The organism is Paenibacillus wynnii (assembly GCF_000757885.1).
GTDB classification, from domain to species: domain Bacteria; phylum Bacillota; class Bacilli; order Paenibacillales; family Paenibacillaceae; genus Paenibacillus_AQ; species Paenibacillus_AQ wynnii.
This window is the reverse complement of sequence record NZ_JQCR01000003.1, coordinates 2,139,953-2,154,212: the sequence shown is the minus strand read 5'-3', so window position 1 is coordinate 2,154,212 and position 14,260 is coordinate 2,139,953. Positions and strand designations below refer to the sequence as shown.

Annotated in this window: 16 protein-coding genes and 1 tRNA gene; 14 read left to right on the top strand and 3 right to left on the bottom strand. The window is 41.3% G+C overall.

Annotation, left to right across the window (positions count from 1 at the left end; genetic code table 11):
• Nucleotides 1-43 precede the first annotated feature (43 nt).
• The gene (locus PWYN_RS25480) at nt 44-904 is read left to right on the top strand and encodes a phosphotransferase family protein (protein ID WP_036657797.1); all 861 of its coding nucleotides are present in this window, start codon (nt 44-46) and stop codon (nt 902-904) included.
• 28 nt (nt 905-932) lie between these two features.
• Nucleotides 933-1,508 carry a GNAT family N-acetyltransferase gene (locus PWYN_RS25475; RefSeq protein WP_240479831.1) on the top strand — a complete coding sequence of 192 codons (576 nt, stop codon included), beginning with the start codon at nt 933-935 and terminating at the stop codon, nt 1,506-1,508.
• Between the two features lie 68 nt (nt 1,509-1,576).
• Here PWYN_RS25475 and PWYN_RS25470 read toward each other — a convergent pair whose 3' ends face one another.
• On the bottom strand, nt 1,577-1,756 hold the full coding sequence (locus PWYN_RS25470; RefSeq protein ID WP_036657796.1) for a small acid-soluble spore protein H: 180 nt from the start codon (nt 1,754-1,756) through the stop codon (nt 1,577-1,579).
• Between the two features lie 137 nt (nt 1,757-1,893).
• Between PWYN_RS25470 and PWYN_RS25465 the strand changes: the two genes are divergently transcribed.
• Nucleotides 1,894-2,427, top strand: a complete 534-nt coding sequence (locus PWYN_RS25465) for a hypothetical protein (protein ID WP_036657795.1) — start codon at nt 1,894-1,896, stop codon at nt 2,425-2,427.
• A gap of 486 nt (nt 2,428-2,913) precedes the next feature.
• A complete protein-coding gene (locus PWYN_RS25455; protein ID WP_036657793.1) occupies nt 2,914-3,249 on the top strand; it encodes a YolD-like family protein in 336 nt (111 codons plus the stop codon).
• Nucleotides 3,250-3,284: 35 nt separating this feature from the next.
• Here PWYN_RS25455 and PWYN_RS29715 read toward each other — a convergent pair whose 3' ends face one another.
• The gene (locus tag PWYN_RS29715) at nt 3,285-3,449 is read right to left on the bottom strand and encodes a hypothetical protein (RefSeq protein ID WP_169744152.1); all 165 of its coding nucleotides are present in this window, start codon (nt 3,447-3,449) and stop codon (nt 3,285-3,287) included.
• Nucleotides 3,450-3,561: 112 nt separating this feature from the next.
• Here PWYN_RS29715 and PWYN_RS30385 point away from each other — a divergent pair, with 112 nt between their 5' ends.
• The 6 genes from PWYN_RS30385 to PWYN_RS25425 all read left to right on the top strand — a co-directional run bounded on the left by PWYN_RS30385 (nt 3,562) and on the right by PWYN_RS25425 (nt 8,949).
• The gene (locus PWYN_RS30385; protein ID WP_036657792.1) at nt 3,562-4,254 is read left to right on the top strand and encodes a M15 family metallopeptidase; all 693 of its coding nucleotides are present in this window, start codon (nt 3,562-3,564) and stop codon (nt 4,252-4,254) included.
• A gap of 52 nt (nt 4,255-4,306) precedes the next feature.
• On the top strand, nt 4,307-4,738 hold the full coding sequence (locus PWYN_RS30185; protein ID WP_052088408.1) for a WGxxGxxG family protein: 432 nt from the start codon (nt 4,307-4,309) through the stop codon (nt 4,736-4,738).
• Between the two features lie 160 nt (nt 4,739-4,898).
• A tRNA-Leu gene (locus tag PWYN_RS25440) sits at nt 4,899-4,984 on the top strand.
• 640 nt (nt 4,985-5,624) lie between these two features.
• Nucleotides 5,625-6,515, top strand: a complete 891-nt coding sequence (gene murQ, locus PWYN_RS25435) for an N-acetylmuramic acid 6-phosphate etherase (protein ID WP_036657791.1) — start codon at nt 5,625-5,627, stop codon at nt 6,513-6,515.
• Nucleotides 6,516-6,557: 42 nt separating this feature from the next.
• A complete protein-coding gene (locus PWYN_RS25430; protein ID WP_036657790.1) occupies nt 6,558-7,994 on the top strand; it encodes a PTS transporter subunit EIIC in 1,437 nt (478 codons plus the stop codon).
• Between the two features lie 109 nt (nt 7,995-8,103).
• Complete coding sequence (locus PWYN_RS25425) at nt 8,104-8,949, top strand: MurR/RpiR family transcriptional regulator (RefSeq protein ID WP_036657789.1); 846 nt, start codon at nt 8,104-8,106, stop codon at nt 8,947-8,949.
• 170 nt (nt 8,950-9,119) lie between these two features.
• Here PWYN_RS25425 and PWYN_RS25420 read toward each other — a convergent pair whose 3' ends face one another.
• On the bottom strand, nt 9,120-9,557 hold the full coding sequence (locus PWYN_RS25420; protein WP_036657788.1) for a hypothetical protein: 438 nt from the start codon (nt 9,555-9,557) through the stop codon (nt 9,120-9,122).
• A 105-nt stretch (nt 9,558-9,662) separates the two neighbouring features.
• On the opposite strand from PWYN_RS25420, the gene PWYN_RS25415 reads away from it, so the two are divergent.
• The 4 genes from PWYN_RS25415 (at nt 9,663) to PWYN_RS25400 (ending at nt 14,249) form a co-directional block, all read left to right on the top strand.
• Nucleotides 9,663-10,640, top strand: coding sequence for a CgeB family protein (locus PWYN_RS25415; RefSeq protein WP_036657787.1), 978 nt, complete (start codon nt 9,663-9,665; stop codon nt 10,638-10,640).
• Between the two features lie 373 nt (nt 10,641-11,013).
• A complete protein-coding gene (locus PWYN_RS25410) occupies nt 11,014-11,781 on the top strand; it encodes a glycosyltransferase family 2 protein (protein ID WP_036657786.1) in 768 nt (255 codons plus the stop codon).
• Nucleotides 11,782-11,797: 16 nt separating this feature from the next.
• Nucleotides 11,798-13,222: a glycosyltransferase family protein gene (locus tag PWYN_RS25405; protein ID WP_036657785.1), complete on the top strand. Its 1,425-nt coding sequence runs from the start codon at nt 11,798-11,800 to the stop codon at nt 13,220-13,222.
• A gap of 22 nt (nt 13,223-13,244) precedes the next feature.
• Complete coding sequence (locus PWYN_RS25400; RefSeq protein WP_036657784.1) at nt 13,245-14,249, top strand: SDR family NAD(P)-dependent oxidoreductase; 1,005 nt, start codon at nt 13,245-13,247, stop codon at nt 14,247-14,249.
• Nucleotides 14,250-14,260: the final 11 nt, after the last annotated feature.

Genomic DNA, 14,260 nt, shown 5'->3' with positions numbered 1-14,260 from the left:
TAGGAGAGGTGCTCTATATTCTGATTAAAGAGGAGCTTGCGTAATGATCGAGGATGTAACCAGAGAATTGGAATCCAGATATACTTGCCGTCTGATCAGGCTAACGGGTGGATATACGAATCTAACCTTTCTTATGGAGGGTTCTGAGCCCTTAGTAGCAAAGGTCGCCGGCCTGCAGAATCACGATACCGAGAATGAGGTCAATTGCTTGGAATTTTTAAAAGCGTCAGCTATAGCACCTATTATTCACGATGTACTAGAGTTCTCCAATGAAAGAGTATTAGTGATGGACTATAGACCGGGTGTAAATGGACAATCCATTCTAGACTCGGGAAGCTTGGAAAGAGCTTTAGTGTTATATAGAAGCCTTGCTCAACTTCTTGCCACAAAAATACATACACATGCATTAGGCGCTGATCCTCATGGGATTCGGAAGAGTAACGCGGAGCAAATAAGAAGTTTAGAATTAGACCTCGGATTTGTACCCCGACATTTGGTGGATCAATCAAAGACTATTCTGGCTGAATTGGATGTCAATGAGCAGAATTGGGTTCTAACACATGGCGATTATGGCTCGCATAATATTTTGATCGATGATGACAATAACCTGAATGTTCTGGATTGGGAGTGGGCAGAGTGGGGGCATCCTCTGAATGACGTTGGTTGGGTGGTATGGTTCACGAAACTCCACTATCCCCAATTAGCTCTTGTTTTGAATAAAGCTTTTGTTGAGGAGTACATAGTCCACAGCGCTTTAAAAAGCATCTCTCCCCACCAACTAAAATCAGGGAATGTATATAAGGTGTGGAATATCCTTAGTAGATTACAGAATGCTCCTCCGAATGTTCAAGCGGAATGGATCCGGCGTTTAGAATGGACACTTGATACTGATTTTTCCTGGTAAACCACACAAAAGTCTGGAGGAAAAGAATATGATGGATGAGGTAAGCCCACCGAGTATCATTGGTAACAATATTTATTTACGTTTTGTTAAGGCCTCTGATTTGGATACTTATTATTCTTTATTACAGGAACCTGAATTGAACCGACTGACGGGTTCGCAAAGCGAATTTACGCGTGAGGCAATTGCTGATTGGATTGAGAAGATCGGTGTGCTCCAAGAAGGCCGTGTGGATTTCATGATTGTGGTGAAGGGCACAGATCAACTGGTAGGTGAAGTGGTGTTGAACGAAATCGACCCTATCAATCGGAGTGCAAATATTAGGATTTGCATACAAGGGAGTCAGCATCGCGGCAAGGGATACGGCACAGAAGCAATGATACATATGATCCGCTACGGCTTCAACACCTTGAATTTACATCGGATTCATCTTGGGGTTTACGACTTTAATCCTCGAGCCATGCATGTGTATGAGAAGATTGGATTTCAACGGGAAGGGATTGAACGGGATAGTCTGTATCAGGACGGGGAGTTTCATGACATGATTTTGATGGCTATGCTTGAGGATGAGTTTCGCTCTATATATGGAGAAAAAAGTCTAAATTAAAAGTTGTAAAAATTAAGAAGAGGCAGCCGCTGCTGCCTTTTTTTACGGAGTAAGTACTTTCTAATGATTTAGCGTTCTTCCAAGTTGTTCAAAGGAACCTCTTGTTCCTGTTCAGGGTGATCGAGGGGGAAGATTCTAGCCACTTCGTTGCCTTCATCCACATTTTGAATATAAATAGGGACTCCTTCATAGAACACCTTAGCCATAGAAGGTGATTTGGCAATCTCTTTTGCGCGTTGGATGTTCATTTTTATTGGACCTCCCTCATCTTCACTTTGAATTATTGTTTTCACATAATGGATAAAGTATGCATCCTCTATTTTTACAAATATTTCATTGCTCTTTACAAAACTCCCCATTATGATTTAGTAGGAGGGATAGAGAAATGAAAAAACTGTTATTAGTGGGACTGATTATGGTATGTATCTTACTCAGCGCCTGCAGCAATGAGCCTGCGGCTATTGTCTCTAAAGAAGACATTCAGGCCCATGTGCAACAATTCTTTGATGAAATGTCAGCGATCGAACAGGAAGGGAAATCTTCGTTAGAGGATTTCAATGAGTCACTCACTTCCTATTCCGCTGGAAAAGCTTCGGACAAGCAGTTGAAGAAATCAATAGATAAATTTCAGAACACAGCTACTGATCTCTTGGAACAGGTCAATGACGTAAAAATTTCCTCGGGGTTGCCCCAAGATATTAGAACGTTTCTGGAAGATTCCAAAATAGCCTTTCAAAGTGCTTACTCCCTTAAAGAGCAGGCGTCCGAGGGCGCGGATTCCGCTACCGTGACGGCTGAGCAATTTAAAGAATTAAATCAAAATGCTGATCTCGCCATGATGTACGGGATTTCCAAGCTGAATGAGGCAAGAGTAGCTTCGGGGCTTGTGGATGCTGAATCAACGGTTGTATCCAAATAAGATCTGAAGTATTAAATTAACAAAGAGGCGCTCGACAAATTAATTTGTCAGCGCCTTTTTACATTGTCCGTTTAAAGTTTATTTAGATCGGAGTAACCTATCTTTGAATTTCTTATGCTTCCACTGTTTTAATTGTATCCCACACAGCTGCAATAGGATTATGAATACGGTTGCAAGGATAAGTCCAATAACGATTCCGATTACACTTCCTTTTGTAAAGTCTGAAAACGAATGGTTCTGAAATACTACAAGGAACAGAATGACTATGTATGCAGGTATCATCATAAGTAGTGGAGCGGTTTTCTTCAAAGGGCGAGGCTCCTTTCACTATAAAGAGATACACAAAATTATACATATATTAGGATGTAAATGGTAGAGATATTTGTCACTTATTTCTTATTGATAAATCGTTACAGCATTGAGTATAATACAAACATACGTTCCTATATTGAGGAATAGAGTTGCGCGGAGGGAGAAATGAATTCAATGGCCAAAAAACTGGACGGAAATGGGCTGTGGGAAAGCAGCCGCATGATGCTGCCGGAGCATAAAAGCCGGATTAGACGCGATGAACGGGAGACCCTGCGTCGTGAGAAGCCAACCCTCGATGATCAAAAGCAGGAGGAGATGGAGCGGACGCTCGTATTGTCTCTGCGGAACCATGTTCGGGTAACTATAGTCCTATTCGACCCATTTGAGGATATTAGGCTTAGTGGGTTTATAACCTCCATTCATGCCCACACGCGTGAGATAAAACTGCAGTGGGCGGAAGAATGGAAATGGATTGCTCTGGATAATATCGTTGAAGTGTATACGTGTTAACAGTAAGGGTGATAAAGAACTAAGACGGTGGGTGACTACTCTTTGGAGTCGTTACCACCGTTTTTTTCATAGGCGATCAAGGTAACGGAGTTATTCCCGGTTAGATTAGATAAAGCGTCCTCAGCTCTCTGTATGATCGCAACGGCTTCCTCTTGATCACTAAGCGCTGCGATTTTGTAGTTATCACTATGGATATCCATAAAGTTATCCCACCTTTCTTTTATATATTTCCCTAAGGGTTTATGAGATATCCGGGTTATGAGTACAAGCAAGTGTGATTTTATAACATTACATATACCAGGGGGTGATAATATGCTTACTCTGGATCAAGTACAGGACAAATCTGAAGTGCGTCTTAAAGGGCTTAATCCCGTTCTGGTGGCATATACCAAAGAATTAATAAAACAATGCTTCTTCAAGGGTGTTCCCATCATTATTACACAGGGGTTGCGGACTATTGCTGAGCAAAATGCGCTGTACGCGCAGGGTAGAAGCAAACCGGGACCTATCGTTACTTACGCTAGGGGAGGAACCAGTTATCATAATTATGGCTTAGCGGTCGATTTCGCACTGCTCCAGCCGGATGGTAAAACCGTTTCCTGGAACATGAGTCGTGACCTTGACCAAGACCGCAAAGCGGACTGGCAGGAAGTTGTAACAGTTGCCAAGCAGCTTGGTTTTGAATGGGGTGGAGATTGGACCTCTTTTAAAGACAACTCCCATCTGCAGATCACCTTCGGCCTGACGATTAATCTACTGCGGACAGGCAAGCGTCCTACTGCACAGCAGGTTCAGGATCACTTAACACGGATTAGCGGGGGTGACAACGAGGTGAATACCGAATCAAAAGTAACGATAACCTTAAACGGTCAGAAACTTACGGAAGGGTTTATTGATTCAGGGACGACTTATGCACCTATACGGGCCATAGCTCAGGCGTTGGGAGCAACCGTTACTTTCGATCCTGGTAGTAAAACTGTGGATATCATTTTTTTGAATAAATGACGAGAGATGTGGGGAAATTATCAGCGATAAACAACAAAGGAGGCATAACAACTTGAATAAGCTGATAAAAAGCTTTGTGTGCTGTTCAGTTTTATCCATGAGTCTGTTAGGTGTTGGTTCCGCATCAAGTGCAGCCGGAACTACAGGCATGGGTGGTAACAATCAAGGCGGAAACGGTACGAATGGCATTGGAACTATGGGTACCGACACCACGAATGGAACCAATGGCACAGGCGCTATGAACAGAGCTGGCAACATGTTGAACAATGGGGTCCGCAACGGAGGAAATGACAACAACAGAGTGTCCCCGCTAGCTAACAACAACAACAACAACAACAACAACCGTAATGGAAATGGGAATTACCGCGCAACGGCTACAAATGGTAACAATAATGATAACGGTGGTTCTAACTGGGGCTGGCTTGGCCTGGTAGGACTACTGGGTCTAGCTGGCATGAGAAGCAGAAGCGCCGAACGCAGATAATTCAGCTTTCGAATAACCCGTCTCAGCTCCTGCTGGGATGGGTTATTTGTATGTTCATCAGAGATGAGAAAAATTTTCTGGAGAAAAGTATTGCCCTTTTTCAAAATCCATGATATGATATTTCTTGTCGCGTTACACGCAACAAACACTTTTATCTCATGCCGGGGTGGCGGAACAGGCAGACGCACAGGACTTAAAATCCTGCGGTACGTGAGTACCGTACGGGTTCGACCCCCGTCCTCGGCACTAGAAGAACAAGGGTTTCAGCTCATTAGAGCTGGAACCCTTGTTTGTTTATGTGGGTCGCCAAACGGAAAAAATCATTGAGCTACATCCATTTCGATAGTACGAAATAATGTCCTTCTTCAACATCCGCGATCAATCCGGGCTGATTTGGTATCCAGCCCAGAAGCTCGCGTGTTGCAAGACTCGCCTGTGATGTGTTGTAATTGCTAGTGATGTCAACTGCCGCTCGATGACCGCGGCGATCTCTCTGAGCTCTATGCCTTCATCACCGGCACCATGCAGTCGTGAACACGCCGGGGCGGTTGATATCATCGGCACAAAGGCCCTATCGCCTTTGCCGTGTACAGACGGGGAGAGCGAGACGATGGACGCCCGGACCCCCGTTCTGCCATTGCAAGCACTGCTTTTTCGTATAAGCGATCTGTAGTTCTTAACCAAGCATCATATGATCCCACGTAGACACTGAGGAATTTTTTCTTCAGTGTTTTTTTTTTTTTTGTTGTAGCGGGAATGATGTAGATAGAGTAAAAAAAATTAAGTGATATATTATTTTAATAAATAATTAATATGTTGAAATATTGTATCATTCATAGTATTATACAAATATAAAGCGATTTCAAACATCAAAGGAGTTTTTCATATGTTACAGAACTTGACAACCGAGACCAGAAATCAACTCACCATGCACCTGGACCAGATGAGTGTGATCGAATTGCTTACAGTGATGAATGAGGAAGATGCCAAAGTTGCAGGAGCGGTTAAAGAACAAATTCCACGGATTGCTGAGGCCGTTAAGGCCATTACAGATTCATTACGCCGGGGAGGACGACTGATTTACATGGGAGCGGGTACCAGTGGACGAATCGGGCTACTGGATGCCGTGGAGTGTCCACCTACTTTTGGTACATCACCGGATTTAGTAGTGGGTCTAATTGCTGGAGGTAGTAATGCCTTTATCAAAGCCGTTGAAGGCGCGGAGGATCGGGAGGAACTAGGTGTAGCTGATTTGCAGAGCTTGATTCTGAGAGCAGAAGATGCAGTGGTTGGCATAGCTGCCAGTGGAAGAACACCTTATGTGATTGGTGGATTGGAATATGCAAAAAGCGTTGGAGCCGTGACGATTAGCCTCAGTTGCAATATAGATGCCGAAATTAGTCAAAAGGCCGACATTGCCATTGAAATTGGAAACGGGCCTGAAGTGTTAACAGGGTCCACTCGTTTGAAAGCAGGTACATCGCAAAAACTCGTCTGCAACATGCTGTCCACAGCCGCCATGATTGGAATGGGCAAGGTATATGGAAACTTAATGGTGGATGTCCAACTCTCGAACAAAAAATTAATTGAACGTGCCAAACGGATCATTATGGAGGCTACTTCATGTGACATGACAACAGCAGAGACTACTTTAGAATTGGCAGGACGCAAGCCGAAGGTGGCTATTTTAATGATTTTGGCTGGCTGCACGGTTGAAGAAGCACTTGAAAAATTAGAGCGGACTAAGGGCTTTATTGCACCCGCGGTTAGTGAATAATAGATACAATACTACAACATGAAAGTACAGGAGGCTAAGGTGATGAATAAGTATGAAGGAATGGCCCAAGGGATTCTAGAATCCATTGGCGGTGGGAAGAATGTTAATGAATTCACCAACTGCATGACAAGACTGCGTATTTCTATCAAGGACAACGGGCGGATTGACGAGGCTCGACTGAAACAGATCGATGGAGTGCTCGGTGTAGTAGATGATGAGACTTATCAGGTCATTCTTGGACCGGGTGTCGTGAACAAGGTCGCCGAAGAGTTTGGAAAGCTACTGCAATCCGATTCTGCGGACTCCTTAGATGAAGGATCAAATATTCAAGAGAATACGGATATTAAGGCTACTTTGAAAAAGAAGAATAACACATCTTTTAAGAATTTTTTACGTAAAATCGGAAATATTTTCATTCCACTCATTCCAGCCCTTGTGGGTGCAGGTATCATAAACGGTTTCGCTGGACTGCTTAATAATTTGATTACTTCGGGTCATACGGCTCAATGGCTAGTTACTCTCCAACCCATTGTTGGGGTTATCGGTTCTGCTTTCTTCGGTTTTCTAACGATTTTTGCAGGTATTAACGCGGCAAAAGAATTTGGAGGAACCCCGGCGCTTGGGGGTGCGGTGGCCGCCATCATTGTTGCCCCGGCAGTTGCCAATATCTCTTATATCTATCCATTTTTTGGTGAGATTAAGTTGAACCCTGGACAGGGTGGGATTATTGGTGCGATCTTGGCGGCAGGATTCATCTCCGTAATGGAAAAGTATCTGCGTAAAAGAATTCCGGCAGCTATCGATATTATCGTTACGCCAACATTATCACTTCTTGTAGTCGGCTTGCTCACAGTATTTTTCCTGATGCCGGTCAGTGGTATTATCTCTCAAGGTATTGGCAGTGTTACCACTTGGTTATTGGCTCATGGCGGTGCCTTCTCAGGCTTTGTACTCGCTTCATTATTTCTTCCGCTGGTTATGTTCGGTCTGCATCAGGCACTTATTCCCATACATGCGGAATTAATCACCCAGATCGGGTATACCGCTCTGCTTCCCATTCTTGCCATGGCGGGAGCAGGTCAAGTTGGATCGGCAATCGCAATTTATATGAAATTAAATCATAATAAGAGATTGCGTAATTTGATTAAAGGAGCTCTACCCGTTGGTTTTCTTGGGATCGGTGAGCCTTTGATCTATGGGGTCAGCCTTCCTTTGGGTCGTCCATTTATCACAGCATGTTTAGGCGGCGGCTTTGGTGGAGCCTTGCTAGGACTGTTCGCAATGTCGGGTCGATTTGTGGGTTCCGTTGCGATTGGTCCATCGGGCCTCGTACTGATTCCACTCATTAAAGGACCTATGGGGATAGGGGCAACGGTACTTGTGTATTTATCAGGATTGTTAATTTCTTATATCGCCGGATTTGTATTAACTTACTTCTTCGGTTTTACAAAACAGATGCTCGTAGAGCATAATAAGTGATAGTAACTGATGACTAGGCGGATGAATTAAAGTCTCCTAATCATATCTGTCGCGAAACGGGCGTGGTTTCGTAGCGCTCGTTTTTTTTCGTGAAGAAGGGGGATTTTGGGTGATAGGAAGTATCGTGGTACAAATAGAGACTATGCTGACACAACTGCCGGAATCGGAGCGGAAAGCAGCTAGATATATTTTGGATGAAATAGAGGGAATCTCAAAACTTAGCATTCATACACTTGCGGAAAAAGCCGGAACGAGTGCTGCCGCAATTACCCGATTGTGCCGTTCACTGGGTTTGAGTGGGTTTCCAGATTTAAAGGTTCGGTTATCCGTCGAGAATGCGATGGAGCAGAAGCCCGGCTATTATGATATCGAACGACAAGAAACGATGCAAAATGTGATTCAAAAGACGGTCTCGAACAGTTTGCAGGCCATCCAAGATATTATATTACATCTGCAGCCGGATACGATTGACCAAGTCGTGAGGGATTTTTCTGAAGCCTCAGTCATTTATATGTATGGTGTAGGTGCATCTGCGATCGTAGCGGCGGATGCTGCCCAAAAGTGGCTGCGTCTGGGTAAGCCGGCATTTGCCCTTCAGGACGAGCATCTTATTGCAACTGCACTTGCAAGTGCCCCGCCTAATGCTCTCTTCATGGGTGTCTCATACAGCGGCAATACCAAAGAAGTAGTCCAATTGTTTCGGGTGGCGAAAAATTACGGAGTCCGGACCATTGGTCTCTCTCGGTTTGGAAATCATAAAATGTCGGAGTTGGCAGATGTGATGCTGTACACACCACTTGCTCCAGAGGCTACTCTGAGAAGTGGAGCAACCAGCTCACGTCTGGCCCAATTGGTGGTTATTGATATCTTGTTTTTCGCTTATGCTTCTACACAATATGATGAGACAATTACGAAACTTGGTCGTACACATGAGGCAATTTCATTTCTTAAGTGATCTTTACCTTATAGAAGGTAAATTTTATCTTCAACTGTTGTAGCATCTTCAGCCATTCAGATGAATAGTATAAAAAAAACTCCTATAGTAGAAGGTGTTGACCTTGTTTGTTCCCTAGAACAAACAAGACTTCTACAAAGGAGTTTTTACTTTGATTAATAATAAAAGGTTTAGGCAGGCGCGTAAACTTTTCCAGTAATATTGACTGGGCCGGTTATGGTAATATCTCCCTGAAGATCCTCTGGGTTTGAGGCAAACACATGAAAGGCATGAAATCCTACAGATACATTCGTAAGAATGGCGTGGAATGTTGTGTTCATTTCAAGCGGTCCATCTTCATCGTTTGAAATGGACTCTTGCGCATTACTACCCACAACGACTCCATCCATAAGGACTTGGAGGAAGAGTTTTGGTTGATCTGGTGGTGTGGCAAAAACGTTCGTCACCTGCCAACCTACTGTAGTAATGAGTTCTACAAAGTTAGTTGCAGTTGGAACATTAATACCAAATGATAATATCAACGTTGGTGTTGCATTAATTGGAACAATAACTCCATTATCTAGGTTTGTCTGTAAGCTTCTACCGAATTCAACTAACGTATACGCCATATGTTCACCTCCACTTTTTAAAACATCATATGGCTTAATTTATTTTATGTTTGTGGCAATGTCCTATTAACTAAAAATTCTCCGATGTACAAGGGAGGAAAAAAAGTGAAAATTCTTTTTATTACTTCAGGTTTTAGAGCAGTTTATTACTTTTTTGAACGAAGTATAGTAGAAGCTTTTCAGAATGCAGGGCACTATTGTGAACCTTTTACATTGAAAAACGATTTAAATGCATTAAAGCTTAAGGAACAATCTTTGCAGCCAGATCTTATTTTAGCCATGGCCGGTTTGAAAATCTCCAAACCCATACTAGATTTTTTAAAACAAACCAAAGTAAAGTCGGCCATTTGGATGACGGAAGATCCTTATTATATGGATTGGACCCTTCCGCTTATCACTTTTTTTGACTGCATTTTTACCATCGATCAAGCTGCAGTAGAACAATATAAAAGACTTGGACATCCCTATGTGTATCATCTTCCGTTAGGCACAGATCCCGAAATGTTTCATTCCATACTAGTGTCTGAAGAGTTTACAAGTGATATTTGTTTAGTAGGAGTTCCCTATAGTAATCGAATTGAGCTTATTGAATTCTTATTAAAGAGAACAGACTATCACATTCAAATCGTTGGGAGAGGATGGGGCAAGCATAATAATGAATGGAACAAAAATTTAAATCTAGATTTAGATTTAGTGAATGCCTGGGTAAAGCCCGAAACCGTTGTGAATTATTATAATGGTTCAAAAATTGTTTTAAATATCCACCGTCCTTCTGATGAGAAATACAATAAAAATCGTTTGGGTATTATTGCTAAAAGTATCAACAACCGTACCTTTGATGCTGCCAGTTGCGAAGCATTTCAACTTATTGATTCTAAAGAAGAGTTGGTAGATCATTTTGAGGAAGGGAAAGAAATTGTTTCTTTCGAAGATAAGAATGATCTACTTGAGAAGATTCATTATTATATTGCACACGATGAAGAACGCAAACAAATGGCTATAGAAGCAAGAAAACGCGTATTGACTTCACACACCTTTCAACATCGAATCGATCATTTGTTAGTGAAGGTTCAACCCACCTAAAAATTTCTTTCGGGCCACCCTGATGGGTGGCCCTGTTATCCTATTCCGGAGCTGATTTGCCCTATTATTAATATTTAGATTGAACTTGATAAACTGACAAAAAGGATTGAAGTAACGGAGGGGGATTTTGGAACTGGAGGAGCGGTAGCGTCCGCCTTTGTCTCCGGATTTCATCCGCTAATAGCGGTAAAAATCCAGAAATCCGGAGACAACAGCGGCTGGAAGTCCAACATTCACCGTAGTTACGACCCAAACCCAATGTAGCTAAATCTTAAACTCATCTTATATAGTTGGAAAATTTAGTCTTATTTCCTATTACATTTTTATTATCAAAACATAGTATAGAAAGTAACAGCACAAAGGAGGTTTTATATTGCCAAAGGTATCCATAATAATGACTAGCTACAATAAGCCTGCATATATCACAAAGTCCATTCAATCCATTGTAAATCAGACTTTTACAGATTTTGAACTCTTCTTGATGGATGATAACTCGAATTCAGAAACAATGAAAGCCATTGAGCCATTTCTAGATGATGCAAGGATCAAATTCTATCAGAGTGATATACAAACCATGAGCGAAAGAGTTGAGAAGGTCAGATATGCTGCTCTAATCAATGAAGCCTTGCTAAAAGCGTCGGGTGAGTATATTTCATATGCAACGGATGATAACTGTTATAGAGACATTAGACTAGAAAAAATGGTCGATTATTTAGAGCTCAACCCCAATGTCATGATTGTCTATTCTGCCTCATTAGTTAATTACTTGAATGAAAAGAATGAGATTACAAAAAAACAATTAAGACAGGCAAAGAGAGTTGTCTCGGTAGCCCCTTGCCAAATAGATCATTGCTCAGTCATGCATAGAAGATCCATTCTCCCTGTCATAGAAGAAAAATTCGGCTCCTATTGGGACGAGAATCCAGAATTCTATAGAATTGGTGATGCCAGGTTTTTTTGGCGGCTCAATCATTTCTGGGATTTCTATCCGATAGAGGATCTTTTAGATGATAACTATATAACGGAATTATCCATTCATTATCAACTGCAACAACAAGAAAAGAGTGAATTTATACAAATGTTACCGCCTCAAAGAACATGTAGAGAACTAAGAGAAGATCTGAGATCAATGAAACAATAAGGAGGGATAACAAGGAGTGTCTATCTATCTTTCTAATTACTGGTCTCTTTATAGTGAATTCATCAATGTTTTTAAGGATTTACAATATAGAGACATCCCCATTGCTCTCATGACGAATTTCTATCAACAAATTAATGATGAACTTAGAAGCGATATGGAGCGACAAGATTTTGGGATGAAATTGAACGATTCAAGTATTAAGGAACAAAACGAGATTCAACCTTTTTTTGAAATGATGGTAGCACCTATTAAGCAACCCATGAAGACGAATGTAGATGGAAAGATATTAATCAATCTAGACTACACAAGAATTCCAGAGAAAAGATTAAGTGAGTATTTTAATAGAGATCACACGTTGGTTTTGTCACGTTCCAGAGCCCCTGAATACTTTGGGATTCCGAATGTATTTGTTGGAAGCTATAAGAGTGACACAAGACATACGTCTGAAGAGTTAATCAGAATGGCAACTTCAATTGTAGCTAAATACGAAGGACATCCGGCTTTTAGTAATCCTTTTTTTAGCCAAACCTTCATTAAACGAATTCCCGGTATAGTAGATGCAATAGAAACTGTTAGTAATCTTTATGATCAAATTCCGATAGCAACGGTATTGATAGGTACGTCAGAAGATGTTATGAGTCGATCCCTTGCTATTGTTGGAGCTATGAAAGGAATTCCCTGCATTTGTTTGCAACATGGGATTTTGATGGGGGAGGAAGCCTTTATCCCCGTTTTCTCAAGTCATGTGGGTGTATATGGAGAGTATGAGAAAAAGTGGTTTGTGACAAGAGGTCTTGAGGAAAAGCGAATCGCAGTGATCGGTCACCCTCGATATGATGAAATCTTTACTTCTTCACGACTACTACCGAATCATACGTTTATTGAAGCATACGACCTTGATCCCAATAAAATTACGTTATTACTTGCTACAGGGCCTAAATTAGATGAAAAAAAGATACAAGTGCTTATCACAGAATTGGTTACGGATGAGAAATTTCAATTAATCATAAAACCCCATCCTTGGGAATTTTCAAAAAAGCTGATTTCAATCTATACGGATTTGGAAAGCAAATATAAATCAGTCCATGTTATCAAAGATAGAAAAGTAGATATACGTGATTTGATTATTAATTCAGATGGGATCCTATCTTCACTTTCTACCGTTGCCTTGGAAGGTTTGTTAATGAATAAACCTGTTTTTGTCTATGATTTCATTCATGCAAATCGAGAGTACGATTATTATAATACCCTGGAGAAATATATTCAGAACGAACCAACCGAATTAATAAAAATAGTCTCTTTATATTTTTCTAGTGAAAAAGAGAGATTTACCTATGAGGGTGTGAAGAATAAGTTTTTACTGCAATCCTATCAAACAGAACATTCTGGTAAAGAGCTTACAAATTTGATCAACCAATTGATAAATGTAAGATCTGAATAAATGAGAAGGGAGGAGGACAGGTATGTTTTTTAGAAATAAAAAAATCCTGGTTATTGGCGGAACAGGCACCATTGGAAAAAACATTGTGAAGCATATTTTACAAGAGGAACCTGAAGTCATCAAGATTTTTAGTAGGGATGAGTATAAACAATTCGAGCTGCAAAATGAAGTGAATGGAAATTCAAAGCTAAGTTACCTGATTGGAGATGTTCGTGATTATGATCGTGTGTTAAGTGCGATGGAAGATATGGATTATGTGTTCCATACAGCAGCAATGAAGCATGTTTCATTTTGTGAATATAACCCTTTTGAGGCTGTACTCACGAATATTATCGGCACCTATAACGTGATTAGAGCAGCGAAACAGCAGAACGTAAAAAAAGTAGTGTTTACAAGTACAGATAAAGCCATTTCTCCGACCAATAATTATGGAGCAACAAAATTATCCGCTGAGAAGCTTGTTTCCTCGGCAGAATACTCGAAGGGCTCAGGAAAAACTGTTTTTTCTACAGTGCGGTTTGGGAATGTAATGGGCTCCAGAGGTTCGGTCATACCGTTATTTGTGAAGCAAGTCAGAGAAGGCAAAGATGTAACTGTAACGGATTTATCAATGACTAGATTTATGATGACGTTAGAGCAGGCGACTATACTTACAATCCAATCCCTGCAGATAGCTAAAGGTGGAGAAACGTTTATTTTAAAAATGCCTGTAATTAAACTTAAGGACTTAGCAGAAGTTGTGGTGGAAGAAACGCGAAAGAAATACGGGATTGACCCGTCCGCAGTTGATATTGTTGAAGTTGGCTTAAAGCCTGGTGAAAAAAAATATGAAGAACTGATGACGTATGACGAATCATTAAGTGCTTATGAATTACCGAATTTATATATTGTTCCTTCTCCGTTTGCCCCTAAAAAAACATACAAGAAGGCAAGTAGACCGAAACCCGGTACCTATAGCTCGGAAGGAGCAATACCGCTGACTAAGGAACAAGTGCGGAAACTAACTAACGAACAAAATCTAATCTAGCGGAGGTTTAC

What these genes read in the sequence shown, in the direction of transcription:
- PWYN_RS25480 (WP_036657797.1), top strand. Translation starts at nt 44, where the DNA reads ATGATCGAGGATGTAACCAGAGAATTGGAATCCAGATATACTTGCCGT.
- PWYN_RS25475 (WP_240479831.1), top strand. Translation starts at nt 933, where the DNA reads ATGATGGATGAGGTAAGCCCACCGAGTATCATTGGTAACAATATTTAT.
- PWYN_RS25470 (WP_036657796.1), bottom strand. Translation starts at nt 1,756, where the DNA reads ATGAACATCCAACGCGCAAAAGAGATTGCCAAATCACCTTCTATGGCT.
- PWYN_RS25465 (WP_036657795.1), top strand. Translation starts at nt 1,894, where the DNA reads ATGAAAAAACTGTTATTAGTGGGACTGATTATGGTATGTATCTTACTC.
- PWYN_RS25455 (WP_036657793.1), top strand. Translation starts at nt 2,914, where the DNA reads ATGGCCAAAAAACTGGACGGAAATGGGCTGTGGGAAAGCAGCCGCATG.
- PWYN_RS29715 (WP_169744152.1), bottom strand. Translation starts at nt 3,449, where the DNA reads ATGGATATCCATAGTGATAACTACAAAATCGCAGCGCTTAGTGATCAA.
- PWYN_RS30385 (WP_036657792.1), top strand. Translation starts at nt 3,562, where the DNA reads ATGCTTACTCTGGATCAAGTACAGGACAAATCTGAAGTGCGTCTTAAA.
- murQ (WP_036657791.1), top strand. Translation starts at nt 5,625, where the DNA reads ATGTTACAGAACTTGACAACCGAGACCAGAAATCAACTCACCATGCAC.
- PWYN_RS25430 (WP_036657790.1), top strand. Translation starts at nt 6,558, where the DNA reads ATGAATAAGTATGAAGGAATGGCCCAAGGGATTCTAGAATCCATTGGC.
- PWYN_RS25420 (WP_036657788.1), bottom strand. Translation starts at nt 9,557, where the DNA reads ATGGCGTATACGTTAGTTGAATTCGGTAGAAGCTTACAGACAAACCTA.
- PWYN_RS25400 (WP_036657784.1), top strand. Translation starts at nt 13,245, where the DNA reads ATGTTTTTTAGAAATAAAAAAATCCTGGTTATTGGCGGAACAGGCACC.